The sequence below is a fragment of the Streptomyces sp. NPDC033966 genome (assembly GCF_055575955.1).
The window spans coordinates 768,519-782,205 of record NZ_JBVIRQ010000001.1 but is presented as its reverse complement, the minus strand read 5'-3'; the positions used below and the strand labels follow the sequence as shown (position 1 = coordinate 782,205).

The 13,687-nt window shown below is 71.0% G+C and carries 16 protein-coding genes; 14 read left to right on the top strand and 2 right to left on the bottom strand.

Annotation, left to right across the window (positions count from 1 at the left end; genetic code table 11):
- Positions 1 to 94: 94 nt before the first annotated feature.
- A complete protein-coding gene (locus tag ACZ518_RS03615; protein ID WP_469111366.1) occupies positions 95 to 1,789 on the bottom strand; it encodes a chitinase in 1,695 nt (564 codons plus the stop codon).
- A gap of 371 nt (positions 1,790 to 2,160) precedes the next feature.
- Between ACZ518_RS03615 and ACZ518_RS03610 the strand changes: the two genes are divergently transcribed.
- From ACZ518_RS03610 to ACZ518_RS03545, 14 genes are all read left to right on the top strand, one after another.
- A complete protein-coding gene (locus tag ACZ518_RS03610; RefSeq protein WP_469111365.1) occupies positions 2,161 to 3,030 on the top strand; it encodes a hypothetical protein in 870 nt (289 codons plus the stop codon).
- Positions 3,031 to 3,069: 39 nt separating this feature from the next.
- The gene (gene cpaB / locus ACZ518_RS03605; RefSeq protein WP_469111364.1) at positions 3,070 to 3,771 is read left to right on the top strand and encodes a Flp pilus assembly protein CpaB; all 702 of its coding nucleotides are present in this window, start codon (positions 3,070 to 3,072) and stop codon (positions 3,769 to 3,771) included.
- Between the two features lie 7 nt (positions 3,772 to 3,778).
- The gene (locus ACZ518_RS03600; RefSeq protein WP_469111363.1) at positions 3,779 to 5,050 is read left to right on the top strand and encodes an AAA family ATPase; all 1,272 of its coding nucleotides are present in this window, start codon (positions 3,779 to 3,781) and stop codon (positions 5,048 to 5,050) included.
- Positions 5,051 to 5,053: 3 nt separating this feature from the next.
- Entirely contained in the window at positions 5,054 to 5,419 is a 366-nt protein-coding gene (locus ACZ518_RS03595) for a TadE/TadG family type IV pilus assembly protein (RefSeq protein ID WP_469111362.1), read from the top strand.
- Positions 5,420 to 5,421: 2 nt separating this feature from the next.
- A complete protein-coding gene (locus tag ACZ518_RS03590; RefSeq protein ID WP_469111361.1) occupies positions 5,422 to 5,787 on the top strand; it encodes a TadE/TadG family type IV pilus assembly protein in 366 nt (121 codons plus the stop codon).
- A gap of 2 nt (positions 5,788 to 5,789) precedes the next feature.
- Positions 5,790 to 7,136 carry a CpaF family protein gene (locus tag ACZ518_RS03585; protein WP_469111360.1) on the top strand — a complete coding sequence of 449 codons (1,347 nt, stop codon included), beginning with the start codon at positions 5,790 to 5,792 and terminating at the stop codon, positions 7,134 to 7,136.
- Positions 7,133 to 8,071: a type II secretion system F family protein gene (locus ACZ518_RS03580; RefSeq protein WP_469111359.1), complete on the top strand. Its 939-nt coding sequence runs from the start codon at positions 7,133 to 7,135 to the stop codon at positions 8,069 to 8,071. Before ACZ518_RS03585 ends, ACZ518_RS03580 begins: the two co-directional genes overlap by 4 nt.
- Before the next feature lie 16 nt (positions 8,072 to 8,087).
- On the top strand, positions 8,088 to 8,990 hold the full coding sequence (locus ACZ518_RS03575) for a DUF5936 domain-containing protein (protein WP_469111358.1): 903 nt from the start codon (positions 8,088 to 8,090) through the stop codon (positions 8,988 to 8,990).
- A gap of 3 nt (positions 8,991 to 8,993) precedes the next feature.
- A complete protein-coding gene (locus ACZ518_RS03570; RefSeq protein ID WP_469111357.1) occupies positions 8,994 to 10,073 on the top strand; it encodes a sensor histidine kinase in 1,080 nt (359 codons plus the stop codon).
- Complete coding sequence (locus tag ACZ518_RS03565; RefSeq protein WP_469111356.1) at positions 10,070 to 10,756, top strand: response regulator; 687 nt, start codon at positions 10,070 to 10,072, stop codon at positions 10,754 to 10,756. Before ACZ518_RS03570 ends, ACZ518_RS03565 begins: the two co-directional genes overlap by 4 nt.
- Before the next feature lie 110 nt (positions 10,757 to 10,866).
- Positions 10,867 to 11,112, top strand: a complete 246-nt coding sequence (locus ACZ518_RS03560) for a hypothetical protein (RefSeq protein WP_185910978.1) — start codon at positions 10,867 to 10,869, stop codon at positions 11,110 to 11,112.
- 5 nt (positions 11,113 to 11,117) lie between these two features.
- Entirely contained in the window at positions 11,118 to 11,768 is a 651-nt protein-coding gene (locus ACZ518_RS03555; protein WP_469111355.1) for a pilus assembly protein TadG-related protein, read from the top strand.
- A 231-nt stretch (positions 11,769 to 11,999) separates the two neighbouring features.
- On the top strand, positions 12,000 to 12,389 hold the full coding sequence (locus ACZ518_RS03550) for a hypothetical protein (RefSeq protein ID WP_469111354.1): 390 nt from the start codon (positions 12,000 to 12,002) through the stop codon (positions 12,387 to 12,389).
- Between the two features lie 4 nt (positions 12,390 to 12,393).
- Positions 12,394 to 13,032 carry an OmpA family protein gene (locus tag ACZ518_RS03545; RefSeq protein ID WP_469111353.1) on the top strand — a complete coding sequence of 213 codons (639 nt, stop codon included), beginning with the start codon at positions 12,394 to 12,396 and terminating at the stop codon, positions 13,030 to 13,032.
- 51 nt (positions 13,033 to 13,083) lie between these two features.
- Here the strand turns inward: ACZ518_RS03545 and ACZ518_RS03540 are convergent, their stop codons facing one another.
- A complete protein-coding gene (locus ACZ518_RS03540) occupies positions 13,084 to 13,647 on the bottom strand; it encodes a dihydrofolate reductase family protein (protein ID WP_469111352.1) in 564 nt (187 codons plus the stop codon).
- Positions 13,648 to 13,687: the final 40 nt, after the last annotated feature.

Sequence of the window (13,687 nt, the reverse complement as noted above, 5' to 3'; positions counted from 1 at the left end):
CACAGCGTGCTCTTGTGGCATGTCCCGGTCAATAGCCCCGGGGGTGTCCGGCGGGCTCACCGGACCGAATCAGCCACCCCCACACCTCTACCGCCTACGGCAGCCCGTGGACCTTGGGACCCACCGCGTTGGACCAGGTGCTACCCGCCTTGGCGTCCCAGTTGGTCGACCAGGTCATCGCGCCGCGCAGCGAGGGGTAGGTCTTCGACGGCTTGAAGGACCCGCAGCCCGTGCCCCTGGCCAGGCAGTCCAGGGCGTTGTTCACGACGGTCGGGGAGACGTAGCCGCTGCCCGCGCCGCTCGGCGAGGCCGGGACCCCGATGCCCACCTGCGAGGGGTCGAGACCGCCCTCCAGCTGGATGCAGGCGAGCGCCGTCAGGAAGTCCACCGAGCCCTGGGAGTAGACCTTGCCGTCGCAGCCGTTCATCGCGCCGCTGTTGTAGTACTGCATGTTCACGACCGTCAGGATGTCCTTCACGGCCAGCGCGGTCTTGAAGTAGCCGCCCTGCGTGGACTGCATGTCGATGGTCTGCGGGGCCATGGTCAGGACCAGGGAGGGGCCCGCCTTCGCCGACAGGGCGCGCAGCGCCTGCGTCATGTAGGTCGGGTTGAGGCCGTTCTCCAGGTCGATGTCGATCCCGCTGAAGCCGTACTCCTGCATCAGCGCCCAGGCGGAGTTGGCCAGATTCGCCGCGGAGGCGGAGTCGTTGACCGAGATCGTGCCCTTCTCGCCGCCGATGGAGAGGATGACCGACTTGCCGGCCGCCTTCTTCGCGGCGACGTCGGCCTTGAACTGCGCCACGGTGTAGCCGCCGAGGCCGGCCGAGTCGAGGTTGAAGGTGATGGCGCCGGGCGTGGCCGTGGCGTCGGCGAAGGAGACGGCGATGATGTCGTACTGCGCGGAGACGTCGGAGAGCTTCTGCACGGTCGCGCCGTTGTTGAAGTTCTGCCAGTAGCCGGTCAGCGCGTGCTTTGGCACCGACGGGTTCGGGTTCGGGCCGCCGCCCCCGGTGGTGGTGCCGGTGACCGGCGCCGACCTGGGGCCCTCGCCGGCCGCGTTGTACGCGCTCACCTGGAAGGAGTACGAGGTGCTCGGCGCGAGCCCGGTGACGGGCGTGGAGGTGTTCGCCACCGTCTGGACGCGCACGCCGTCCTGATAGACGTAATAGCCGCTCGCCCCGCTGACCGCGTTCCACGAAAGGGTGAGCCCGTTCTGGCTCTGGCCGGAAACGGCGGCCCCCGCGGGCGCGCCCGGAAGGCCCGGTCCCGGGTCGGTGGGGCCGCCGCCGTCCGGGCCGAAGACGCTGAACTCGTCGACGGTGTAGGCCGGCTGGCCGTACCAGCCGTGGGTGTAGACGGTGACCTGGGTGGTGTCGGGGCCGGTGGTGAAGGTGGTCGACAGCTTCTGCCAGCCGCCGCCCGAGCCCGGCGTCCAGGTGGAGACGTCCTGGGTGCCGGTGCCGGTCGCGCCCAGGTAGACGTACGAGCCCTGCACCTGCGCGCTGAGCGTGTACGTCGAATTCGGCTTGACCGTGACGGTCTGGCCGCAGCGGGCGTTGTCCGAGCCCGCCGGGGCGGCCTTCAGGGCGCCCGCCCCGGCGTAGACGGGTGAGGAGACGGAAGCGCCGCTCCCGTTCGAGCAGGACCAGTTGGCGAGGCCGGACTCGAAGCCGCCGTTGCGGACGACGTTGACGTCGGCGGCCCGGGCGGGGCCCGCCGCGAGGGCGGTGAGGCCGCCGGCGGCGAGGGTGGCGGCGAGTGGCAGGGCGAGGGAGCGTATGCGGTTCACGTGGGCTCCGTGGGGGGAGTAAGGGGAGAAGCGGAAGGCGGGATCTGTGAGGGGGGAGTGGGGTCCCCCGGACCGAAAGCCGGCGCCAGCCAAGTTGGTCCAGACCAATCCCCGTGTCAAGAGTGTTTGCAATGTGGCTTGAAATGGACCCGGTCCCGATCCTTGTTGTCCGGGTTTCCCGCCTCCTGTGACATGTGCTTCCGGCACAGGAATCTTCAAGGCCCTGCCCTGCCAGGGGCGTCGCGGATATGGTGCTCGGGCAAGGGGGAAGGGCGCCGATCGTTTGCGGTCGCGCAGCATGCGCGCGTGCGGAAGTCCAGCCGACGGCCGGGCCAACCGGCGCCGCGCGGAGGGTGAACGGGGGGATTCGCGTGCCGACCGCCATCGCTGTCACCAGTGCCGATCTGGTGCTGCCGGCCCCCGACCGGCACACCCCCGGCGCCGCCGTACTGCACCCGCCCGCCCAAGCCGGCCTGGAGGCCGCGCTCGCCGGGACCACCGCCCTGCTGGAACGGCACGGCCACCTCGTGGCCGTCGTACCGTCCTGGCTCCCCCCGGCCACCGTGCACCGGGTGCGCACCGTACGGGCCATCCTGGAGACCGACCGGATCGCGCTCGTCGACGTCGACCTCCCGCCGCTGGGCACCGCCGTGCTGGTGCGTCAGCTGCGCCAGCTCACCGTCTGCGACTTCAGCCCCGGGGTGATCGCCTCCGCCGCCCGGCTGCTGTCCCACTACATCTACGCCGGCGCCCTGCTGGGCTCCGTCGCCAAGCTCGACCGGATCCCGGTCGGCCTCAAGGCGCACGCCCGCTCCTGGTCGCCCAGCGCCCAGTTCGCCGTACTCGCCCACCCGACGCCGCACCTGGCCCGGCTCGGCCCCGCCGCCACCGGGGTGATCCCGCCCGGCCCCGCCTTCGCCACCCACCTCACCTTCGCGCGCGGCCAGCTGTCCTCCGACTGGGTGGCGGCCGAACTGGCGCCCGCCTGGCAGGTGCAGGGCGTCATGGAGAACCCGCTGCCCGCCGACTCCGCCCGCTGGTGGGCCACCCCAAAGCTCATCGAGTTCGCCGCCGCCATCCCCGACGTCTCCGTGCTCTACCAGCTGGTCTCCTCGGTGCGCCGCGAGGAGTGCGGCTGGTGCGGCTTCGAGCTCATCGGCGACCGCTGCGGCTTCTGCGCCGCCCCCCTGGCCGCACCCCCGCCCGAGGTGCCCGCCGCCCGCTCCGGATCCGGATCCTGACCGCCCGAACGAACGTAGAACGGCGAGGTAGTACGGCTCATGAACTCACGCCAGCGCCGCGGCGTCATCCTGCTGCTCCTGTCGGTCCTGTGCGCCCTCGCCGCCTTCGCCGGGGTCCTCGTCGTCATCGGCGACGTCAACTCCAAGGTCGGGGCCGAGGTCGTCGCGTACCGCGTCAAGGGCGACATCGCACCGTACAGCGCCCTGACGGCCGGTCAGTTCGAAGAGGTGAAGGTCCCCAAGCGGTGGCTCTCCGACACCGCCGTCGACGACCTCGGCGCGCTCCGGGGCAAGATCGCGCTCACCACGCTGAAGAAGGGCTCCCTGCTCCAGAGCGACATGTTCGTCGACAAGCCGCAGCTCCAGGCCGGTGAGCAGGAGATCGCCATCATGATCGACGCGGCCACCGGAGTGGCCGGCAAGATCACCTCGGGCGCGAAGGTCAACATCATCGCCACCTTCAAGGGCGCCAAGGAGACCGACCCCTCCCGCTCGGTGATCATCGTCGCCAACGCCCGCGTCCTCGGCGTCGGCAAACTCACCGCCCTCGACAAGGACAGCGACCGCAAGGGCCCCGCCGAGGCGGTCCCCATCACCTTCGCCCTGAACACGAAGGACACCCAGCGCGTCGCCTATGCCGAGTCCTTCGCGGAGCACGTCCGGCTGGCCCTGGTGGCCCCCGGCACCGACTCGGCCCCCAGCCCGGCCGACCGCACGTACACCCTCGACGGGGACAAGTGAGGCGCGGATGACCACTCGAATCCTGCCCGCGGCCGGCGACCCGGACGCCGCCCGCTCCATCACGGCCCTGCTCAGCCAGCTGCCGGACGCCGAGCCCGCCCCTCCCGTCCCCGACTCCACCTCCCTCCTCGACATGCTCGGCCGCATGGCCGCCGAGTCCGTCGACGAACTCCCCGAGGTCGTCCTCGTCCACGAGCGGATCGGCCCCGTCCCCGCCCTGGAACTCATCCGCGAAGTCGCCCTGCGCTTCCCGGCCGTGGGCGTGGTCCTGCTCTCCTCCGACGCCGGACCCGGCCTCTTCTCCGCCGCCATGGACTCCGGCGCGCGGGGCCTGATCGCCCTGCCCCTCTCGTACGAGGAGCTGAGCGCCCGCGTCCAGGCCGCCGCCCTGTGGGCCGTCGGCGTACGCCGCCACCTGGGCGGCGGCGCCGAGGCGTTCACCGGCCCGGGCGGCCGGGTCGTCACCGTCACCGGGGCCAAGGGCGGCGTCGGCACCACCCTCACCGCCGTCCAGTTCGCCCTCGCCGCGGCCGCCTCGGGCCGGCGTACGGCCCTGGTCGACCTCGACCTCCAGGCCGGAGACGTCGGCTCCTACCTCGACGTGCAGTTCCGCCGCTCCATCGCCGACCTCGCCGGCATCCAGGACATTTCCCCCCGGGTCCTCCAGGACGCCGTGTACGAGGACCGCACCGGGCTGGCGCTGCTGCTGGCCCCGGCGGAGGGCGAGCGGGGCGAGGAGGTCGACGAACGCGCCACCCGCCAGGTCATCGGCGCCCTGCGCGCCCGCTACGAGCTGGTCGTCGTCGACTGCGGCACCCAGGTGACCGGCGCCAACGCCGCCGCCGTGGAACAGGCCGACGTGGCCGTACTGGTCACCACCCCCGACGTGGTCTCCGTACGCGCGGCCAAGCGGATGGTCCGGATGTGGGAGCGGCTCCAGGTGCGCAAGGCGGAGGACACCGCGGTGGTCGTCAACCGCTGGAGCAAGCACACCGAGATCCAGCCCTCGCTGATCGAGAAGATCACCAAGACCCGGCCGGTCCGCACCCCGGTCCCCGCCGCCTTCAAGGAACTCCAGGCCGTGGTGGACGCGGGCCGCGTGCAGGACCTCGACAACCGCTCGACGGTGAAACAGGCCCTGTGGGCGGTGGCGGGCGAGCTGGGCCTCCTCTCGTCGCCCGACAGGGCGCCGGTCCCGGCACAGCCGGGCACCGGCTCGGCCCTGGCCGTCCGGCCGTCCGGCCCGGTCGCCCGGCTGCGGCGCGGCCGGGAGGGCTGACGCGTGCGCCGGGGGCGGTACCGGGGCGGGGACCGGGGGCAGGTGGCCCTGGAGTTCGTGGGAATGGTGCCGCTGATCCTGCTGCTCGTCGCGGCGGTGTGGGAGTGCGTACTGATCGGCTACGCGTTCTCCCTGGCCGGGAACGCGGCCGACGAGGCGGCGCGGGCGGGGGCGGTCAAGGGCGACGGGGCGTGCCGGGCGGCCGCCGTCGAGCACATCGGGGGCGCGTGGGGGCCCGAGGTCGAGTGCGGCCCGGCCGGGGACGTCTACCAGGCCCGGGTGAAACTCGGCATTCCGGTGCTCTTCCCCGGGCTCGACTTCGGCGAGATCGACGGCAAGGGCGGCGCGGCCATGGAGCGGGAGGAGTGAACGTGAGACGACGGGACATCCGCTCCGACCGGGGGCAGGTCGCCCTGGAGTACATCGGCTTCGTGCCGATCCTGCTGTTCGTCGCGCTGTGCGGGATCCAGCTGGGCTGGATCGCGTACGTCCACGAACAGGCGGACACCGCCGCCCGTACGGCGGCCCGGGTGGAGGCCCGCAAGGGCTCGGGCGGAGCTGCCGCCGGTCAGGCGGCTGTCCGGGACGGTCTCACGGCGGACGTGGCCATCAGCAAGAGCTCAGACGCCGTCACCGCCACCGTGACCATCTCCATCAACTCGATTGTGCCCGGCCTGTCCGTAGAACCGGCCAGGGCAACGGCAGTGATGCCCAACGACGACCCGAAGGGACCGTGACCATGAGCCTGCGTTCCCGGGTCAACACCCCCGACGACCGCCACAGCCCCCGCGAGGACGGCCGGCTCGTCTCCTCCTACCGCACGAAGCTGCTGGAGGAGATCGACCTCGCCGAGATGTCCGCGCTCGCGCCCGCCGAGCGCCGGGCGCGCCTGGAGCGCGTCCTCGGGCACATCATCAGCCGCGAGGGCCCCGTCCTCTCCACCGCCGAGCGCGCCCAGCTGATCCGCCGCGTCGTCGACGAGGCACTCGGCCTCGGCGTACTCGAACCGCTCCTCGAAGACGCCTCCATCTCCGAGATCATGGTCAACGGCCCCGACCAGATCTTCGTGGAGCGTTCCGGCCGGGTCGAGCAGCTCCCCATCCGCTTCGCCTCGCACGAGCAGCTGATGCAGACCATCGAGCGCATCGTCTCCACCGTCAACCGGCGCGTGGACGAGGCCAATCCGATGGTCGACGCGCGCCTGCCCAGCGGCGAGCGCGTCAACGTCATCATCCCGCCGCTCTCCCTCACCGGCGCGACCCTCACCATCCGCCGCTTCCCGCGCGCCTTCACCCTGCACGAGATGATCGCCCTCGGCTCCCTCGACGAGCAGATGCTGCTCCTGCTCTCCGGGCTGGTCCAGGCGAAGATGAACCTGATCGTCTCCGGCGCCACCGGCACCGGCAAGACCACCCTCCTCAACGCCCTCTCCGGACTGATCCCCGAGGGCGAGCGCGTCATCACCATCGAGGACTCCGCCGAGCTCCAGCTCCAGCAGGCGCACGTCATCCGCCTCGAATCCCGGCCCGCGAACGTGGAGGGCAAGGGCCAGATCACCATCCGCGACCTCGTACGCAACTCCCTGCGCATGCGCCCCGACCGCATCATCGTCGGCGAGGTCCGAGGCGGCGAGACCCTCGACATGCTCCAGGCGATGTCCACCGGCCACGACGGCTCCCTCGCCACCGTCCACGCCAACAGCTCGCAGGACGCCCTGATGCGCCTCCAGACCCTCGCCTCCATGTCGGAGGTCGAGATCCCCTTCGAAGCGCTCCAGGACCAGATCAACAGCGCCGTCAACGTCATCGTCCAGCTCACCCGCTTCGGCGACGGCTCGCGCCGCATCACGGAGATCTCCATCCTCGACTCCCACGGCCGCGAGCCGTTCCGGATCACCACCGTGTGCCGTTACATCGCCCAGCCCATGGGGGCCGACGGGTGCGTGCACGGCTACTTCGCCTACGCCCCGCTGCCCCGCCGGATCGCGGAGCGCCTCTACATGAGCAACCAGCCCATCCCCCAGGCCTTCGGGGTCGCCCCGCCGGAGGACTACCTCGACCCGCTGACCTCCCGGACCGTGCTGTGACCAACCTCGTCCTCCTCACCCTCGGCGCCACGCTGCTGGCGGGCCTGTTCGTGTCCCTCGGGGTGCACGCGTACTCGGCCGGGCTCGCCCAGCGCGCCGCCCTCATCGACCGGCTCTCCGCGGAGGGCGCCCCCGAGGCCACCGGCCGCAGGCGCCGCTTCCAGGGCCTCGACCGGCGCCTGCGCAGGACGAAGCTGGGCCGGCGCATCGAACTGAAGCTGGCCACCACCGGCCTGGACCTCACGCCGGGCGAGTTCTTCGCGTACATGCTGATGGCGGTCGCCGGGATCTGGCTGGTCTCCTCCTCCCTCCTCGCGCCGTTCTTCGGCCCGGTGGCCGGCCTGATCGGGCTCTGGGCCGCCAACGCCTTCCTCAACTGGCAGCGGGCCCGGCGTACGGAGCGGTTCATCAACCAGCTGCCCGAGCTGGCCCGGATCCTCGCCAACGCCACCCAGGCCGGACTCGCCCTGCGCACCGCCATCGGGATCGCGGCGGAGGAGCTCGAGGCACCGGCCGGGGAGGAGCTGTCCCGGGTCGCGGACCGGCTCGCGGTCGGCCACTCCATCGAGGAGGCGCTCGGGGAGATCGTGGAACGGCTCCCGTCCCGCGAGCTGGTCGTCCTCGTCTCCACCCTCGTCCTGTCGGCGCGGGCGGGCGGCGCCATCGTCGGCAGCCTGCGGAACCTGACGGTGACCCTGGAGCAGCGCAAGGAGACGCGCAGGGAGATCCGTACGCAGCTCTCCCAGGTCACGGTGACCGCGTACCTGGTCCCGGCGATCGGGCTCGGCTCGCTCCTGCTGGTCGACGTGATGATGCCGGGTGCGCTGGACCGGATGACCGGAGCCCTGATCGGGCAGACGGCGGTGCTGATAGCGCTCGGCCTCTTCACTCTCGGGTTCGTCCTCATCCGCCGCCTGTCGAAGATCGACGTCTGAGGGGCCGGCCGCCGCGATGAACACCTACCTCCCCTTCCTCCTGGCCCTGGCCGCCGCCCTGTCCGTCTTCGGGATCCTCTACGGCGTCCGGCTCTACCGCGCCGACGTCAAACTCCCGACCGACCTCGCCCTCGCCCTGGAGGTCGGCGCCACCCGCACGACCGCCGTCGGCTCCGTCGTCGACCGAATCGGCATCCGCTGGGCGCCTCTGGTGCTGCGGCTGATGGGCCCCAAGCAGGTGGCCCGCAAGCGCCGCCAGATCGACATGGCGGGCAACCCGGCCGGCCTCACCATCGACCGCTACGCCGCCCGGCGCGCGGTGTACGGCCTCCTGGGCGGCCTCGGCGCCCTCGCCATGCTGATGAACGGCAAGCTGGTGCCGGCCCTGCTCATGGTCGCGTTCGGGCTGTTCTGGATCGAGGCCGGCCTGTGGTCGGCGATCCGGATCCGCCGGGACAACATCGAGCGGACCCTGCCGGACTTCCTGGACGTCCTCGCGGTCGTCGTCAGCGCCGGCCTGGGCTTCCGGCAGGCCCTCGACCGGGTCGCGGGCAAGTACGAGGGCCCGTGGGCGGACGAGGTCCGCATCACGCTCCAGCAGATGGACATGGGCGTCAGCCGCCGCCAGGCCTTCGACGAGCTGCGCCGCCGCAACGACTCCGAGCAGGTCGCGCAGTTCGTCACCGCCCTCCAGCAGGGCGAGGAGCTGGGCTCCCCGATCGTGGAGACCCTGATCGCGATCGCCGAGGACATGCGGCGCACCGACGCCCAGAACGCCCGCCGGCGCGCCGCGAGGGCCGTCCCGAAGGCCACCTTCGCGGTGACGATGTTCATGCTGCCCGGCACCCTGATCCTGCTCGTCTGCGGCTTCGTCTACGGCGCGAACGTCGACTTCGGCGCCCTGCTGGGAGGCGGCTGAGCCATGCGCCTGGAAGCCAACGCCCTCCAGGCCCTGTGCAGGCAGGTCTTCGCGGTACGGCTGGTCATGATCCCCCTCGGCGCCCCGCTCGCCCTGGGCCGGACGGCGCCGGGACTGCCGACGTACCTGGTGGCGGGTGCGGTGGTGGGGACCTTCACCCTCTCCTACGCCCTGTTCCGCGACTGGGAGCGCTTCGGGCCGCTGCTGCTGCGCCACCGGTGGCTGCTGGGAGCGGACATGGCGGTGGGCGCGCTGCTCCTGGTCACGGCCACCCCCTCGTCCCCGCTGGGCCTGGTCGCCCTGGGCACCCCGCTCCTGTCCGGCCTGGTGTACGGCTGGCGGGGATCCGCCGTCTTCGCAGCGGCCCAGACGGTGGTGGTGGCCGCCCTGGGCGGCGGCCTGGTCCTCTCCTTCCTCTGCGTCCTGTCGGGCGCGGCCGGCTCCTCGGTCCGTGACTTCCTCTTCCGCCTGTCGGAGACCCGGGCGCGGCTGGCGGCGGCCGAGGCGGTACGGGAGGAGCGGGAACGGCTGGCGCGGGAGATGCACGACTCGGTCTCCAAGACCCTGCACGGCCTGGCCCTGGCCGCCGACGCCCTGTCGCGCACGTCGGACCCGGCCGCCCTTCGCCATCAGGCCGAACTGGTGTCCTCGGCGGCCCGCCGCGCGGCCTCCGAGTCCCGTGCCCTGCTGACGGACCTGCGGGGCGAGGCGGTCCCCCTCCTGCCGGCGCTGCGCGCGCTGGACGCGGAGGTCTGTGTGTCGGGCGCGGTCCCGGCCCTCCCCCCGTCCGTGGCACGCCATGTGGTCGCCGTGGCCGCGGAGGCGGTGGAGAACGTACGCCGCCACGCGGAGGCGTCCGAGACCCTGCTGACGGTGTCGGTGACCGGCACGCACCTGACCGTCTCGGTGGAGGACGACGGCCGGGGCCTGCCGGCGCGGCTCCCGTCCGCGGGCCACTTCGGCGTACGCGGCATGCGGGAACGCGCGGCGGCGATCGGAGCCGCCCTCTCCCTCGGCCCCCGCCCGGCCGGCCGCCCGGGCACCCGTGTCCGTCTCTCGCTCCCGCTGGAGGGGATCCGATGACCCCGATCGACATCCTGATCGCCGACGACAACCCGGTGGTACGGGCCGGGCTGAGCGCGCTGCTGGCCACCGCGGGGGACCTCCGGGTGGTGGCGCAGGCCCGCGACGGCCGGGAGGCCCTGCACCTGACGCGGCTCCACGCCCCGGACGTGATCCTGCTGGACGTCCGGATGCCGGGGGTGGACGGCATCTCGGCGCTGCCGCACCTGGTGTGCCTGGCCCCGGTCCTGATGCTGACGTACAGCCAGGAGGCCGACCAGATCCGCGAGGCCCTGCTCCTGGGCGCGGGCGGCTACCTGATCCACGGCGAATTCACCGCCGACGAGCTGGTACGTGCGGTCCGGGACGTCCGCGAGGGCCGCGCGCACTTCACCCCGACGGCGGCGACGGCGGTGCTCGCGGAGCTGCGGTCCTCTTCGCAGACGCAACCTTCTGTGGCACAGTCGACGGAGCGCGTGCACAACTCCGTTGTCTTCGGGCTGAGTTCGCGGGAGGTGGAGATCATGGACCTGATCGCGTCCGGCATGAACAACCAGCAGATCGCCGGCGCCTGCTTCATCAGCGAGAAGACGGTGAAGAACCACATCAACCGCATCTTCGCGAAGCTCCAGAGCACGACCCGCAGCGAGGCGATAGCCCGCTGGCTGGGAACCGCCCGTCCGGGGGTGGCTGGTCATGGGTAGACGCCGTGCGCAATGGGACCGTATTTGGGCCCCGGGACCCTTGGTTATCTCTCGTCACTCCCCGTACCGTCCGCAGATCGACAGCGGAACCGGACCGGGAGGGACCCCCTATGTCGAACAACACGCTGCTGAAGGTCTCCGTCGAGGCGAAGGTGCGGGTGGCGGGCTGGACGGACACGGCGGTGTCCCGCATCCGCAGGCGTTACGCGAACCTGGACCGGGGGCAGACGGCCTTCGAGTACCTGGGCATCATCCTGGTGGTCGTGGTGATCATCGGCGCGATCGTCGGTTCCGGCATCGGCTCGGAGATCACCACGAGGATCAAAGACGCGGTGAAGAGCATCAAGGCTGGATAGCGGCGTTGCCTGCATGGCGCAGTGGTGACCGAGGGCAAGCCTTCCCCGTCTACGTGGTCGTGGTGGCAGGCTTGCTCTTCGCTGCGCTCGCCTTCTTCGTCATCGGGCAGGCGTCAGTCACCCGTAGTGACGCGCAAGGCGCAGCGGATGCGGCGGCGCTGGCTGCAGCCCAAGACGCACGCGACCACCTGGTTCCGGGGTTGATCCTTGCCGAACTGCAGCCGAAGGACTGGATCGAGGTGCTCAAGGGGAACCGGTTCGACTCGGGAGGCTGCGACAAGGCTGACAGCTTCGCTGAGAAGAACGGCGCGAAGGCATCGTGCACCTCCGCTCGGCTCAGCTTCACCGTCACTGTCGAGACTGACAGGACCGTTGGGAGTTCGGTGATTCCCGGAACCGATTCAATGCGCGGAACAGCGCATGCCACTGCGGTGATTGAACCACGCTGCCACCTCGGGGACCTGCCGGCACCGACTCCAACACCTACGCCGACTTCGACGGAAAGCCCGCAGCCGCCCACCGATGACGGCAAACCAAAGCCCGTATCCGTGAAGATCCAGTGCAAAGGGGGGAAGGAAATCACCTTCGACCCCTCGAAGCCCGATCTGTGGCGCACATTGGGGCGAGTCCTCTTCGATGTGCGACTGACCGATTAACAGCCAGCGACGGACAAGGAAGCAGCGCACATGAGCATGCGGCAAACGGCGAAGGTTCGCGGGGGAGCGGCTGTTGCGGTTGCAGCAGTGCTGGCCGTCACGTTGGCCGGGTGTGGTGGGAGCGGTGACGACAAGGGCAAGGCTCCTGACAAGTCAGCCCCGCAGCAGTCCCAGGGAGCGGGAAACCAGGGGTCCGCGCCGACTAAGGGGCCGAGTCCCGAGCCTACGGAGGTGATCGCGACGCTGAACGGAGAGGCCGGGATGGCCTTGGTGATCAATTCGGTGCGGCGAGACTCCGGCGGATTCCTCACTGTAAGCGGCCAGATCAAGAACGGCGGTAGTCAGTCCTTCACTCGCACTTCGGACTGGCGTGGGATCGAATTGAAGGGAAGCGGAGAATCGGTGGCGGGGGCGACCCTGGTGGACAAGGCGGGCAAGAAGCGCTACTACGTGCTTCGGGACACCGAGTCCAGGTGCCTGTGCACGACTGGTATCTCCAGTGTCGATCCCGGCAAGACCGTGCCCTTCTTCGCGCAGTTCCCGGCGCCTCCCGCATCCACCAGCGAGGTGGAATTCAGTCTCCCCACCTTCACCTCGGCCACCGTCAAAATCTCCGGGTGACCCCATGACACAACGCCACCGCGTAGCCGCAGCCACAGCCGTCGCCGGGCTCGTCATCGCCGGCACCCACCTGATCGGTGCCACCGCGGCCTACGCCGACGACCCCAAGCCCTCCGTACCCCCCGGCACAGAGCCATCGGCAGCCGCACCCGTGCCGATCGACTCCAACGCACCCGGCCTCAAGATCCCCCAGGGCGGCACCCTCGCCCCCATCAAGGTCCTCGACATCGCCGAAGTCGTCGAAGACCTCGGCGGCGAGCAGCGCCGTCAGGAGACCAACCAGAACGTCATGATGGCCCTGCAGTCCGAGGTCCTCTTCCCGGAGAACAGCGCCGTCTTCAACGCCCAGGCCGCATCCCGCATCCAGGCCATCGCGCAGGAGATCAACACCCAGAAAGCCACCCGCATCCGCGTCTTCGGCTTCACCGACGACCAGGGCAGCTACGAGCACGGCAAGGAACTCTCCAAGCAGCGCGCCGACGCCGTCCAGGCCGAGCTGGCCAAGACCGTCACCAGCCCCGGCGTCACCTACGACGTCCGCGGTTACAGCGAGGACTACCCGATCGCCGACAACAGCACCGAGGAGGGCCGCAAGAAGAACCGCCGGGTCGAGATCACCTTCCCCCGTGGCGCCGCCGGCTAGCCGGGGCCGTCGCGGTCACCCGCCGGGCGGTCGGCCCGCGTGACAGGGCGCTCAGCGCCTCGTCTCGTACCTGGTCAAGACCACGCCGCAGGGAAGCGTCCGCGTCTCCACCAGCCGCAGGTTCACCCAGCTGTCGAGCGCGGTGAAGAACGGCGTGCCGCCGCCCACCAGGACCGGCGCGGTGGCCAGCACGTACTCGTCGATCAGCCCCGCCCGCATGGCCGCCCCGGCGAGCGTCGCACCGCCGATGGCCATCGGGCCGCCGTCCTCGGCCTTGAGCCGGGTGATCTCGGCGACCGCGTCGCCGGCGGCCAGGCGGGTGTTCCAGTCGACCGTGTCGATCGTCGAGGAGAACACCACCTTCGACATGTCCCGCCAGCGGCGTGCGAACTCGATCTCCGCCGCCGTGGCGTTGGGCTGCTGGTCGGCCGTCGGCCAGTAGGAGCTCATCGTCTGCCACAGCTTGCGCCCGTACAGCGACAGGTCGGTCGCCGGCAACTGGTCGGACCAGAACCGGAACAGCTCGTCGCTCGGCACGCTCCAGCCGATGTCGTCGCCGGGCGCGGCGATGTAGCCGTCCAGGGACAGGTTCATGCCGTAGATCAGTTTCCGCATGCCGCCAGCCTTCCGTAGGCCGGTCTCACGCGTACGGACC

Excerpts from the sequence above, each read along its gene's own strand:
- ACZ518_RS03545 (WP_469111353.1), top strand. The coding sequence starts at position 12,394 with ATGACACAACGCCACCGCGTAGCCGCAGCCACAGCCGTCGCCGGGCTC.
- ACZ518_RS03600 (WP_469111363.1), top strand. The coding sequence starts at position 3,779 with ATGACCACTCGAATCCTGCCCGCGGCCGGCGACCCGGACGCCGCCCGC.
- ACZ518_RS03540 (WP_469111352.1), bottom strand. The coding sequence starts at position 13,647 with ATGCGGAAACTGATCTACGGCATGAACCTGTCCCTGGACGGCTACATC.
- ACZ518_RS03570 (WP_469111357.1), top strand. The coding sequence starts at position 8,994 with ATGCGCCTGGAAGCCAACGCCCTCCAGGCCCTGTGCAGGCAGGTCTTC.
- cpaB (WP_469111364.1), top strand. The coding sequence starts at position 3,070 with ATGAACTCACGCCAGCGCCGCGGCGTCATCCTGCTGCTCCTGTCGGTC.
- ACZ518_RS03585 (WP_469111360.1), top strand. The coding sequence starts at position 5,790 with ATGAGCCTGCGTTCCCGGGTCAACACCCCCGACGACCGCCACAGCCCC.
- ACZ518_RS03565 (WP_469111356.1), top strand. The coding sequence starts at position 10,070 with ATGACCCCGATCGACATCCTGATCGCCGACGACAACCCGGTGGTACGG.
- ACZ518_RS03560 (WP_185910978.1), top strand. The coding sequence starts at position 10,867 with ATGTCGAACAACACGCTGCTGAAGGTCTCCGTCGAGGCGAAGGTGCGG.
- ACZ518_RS03575 (WP_469111358.1), top strand. The coding sequence starts at position 8,088 with ATGAACACCTACCTCCCCTTCCTCCTGGCCCTGGCCGCCGCCCTGTCC.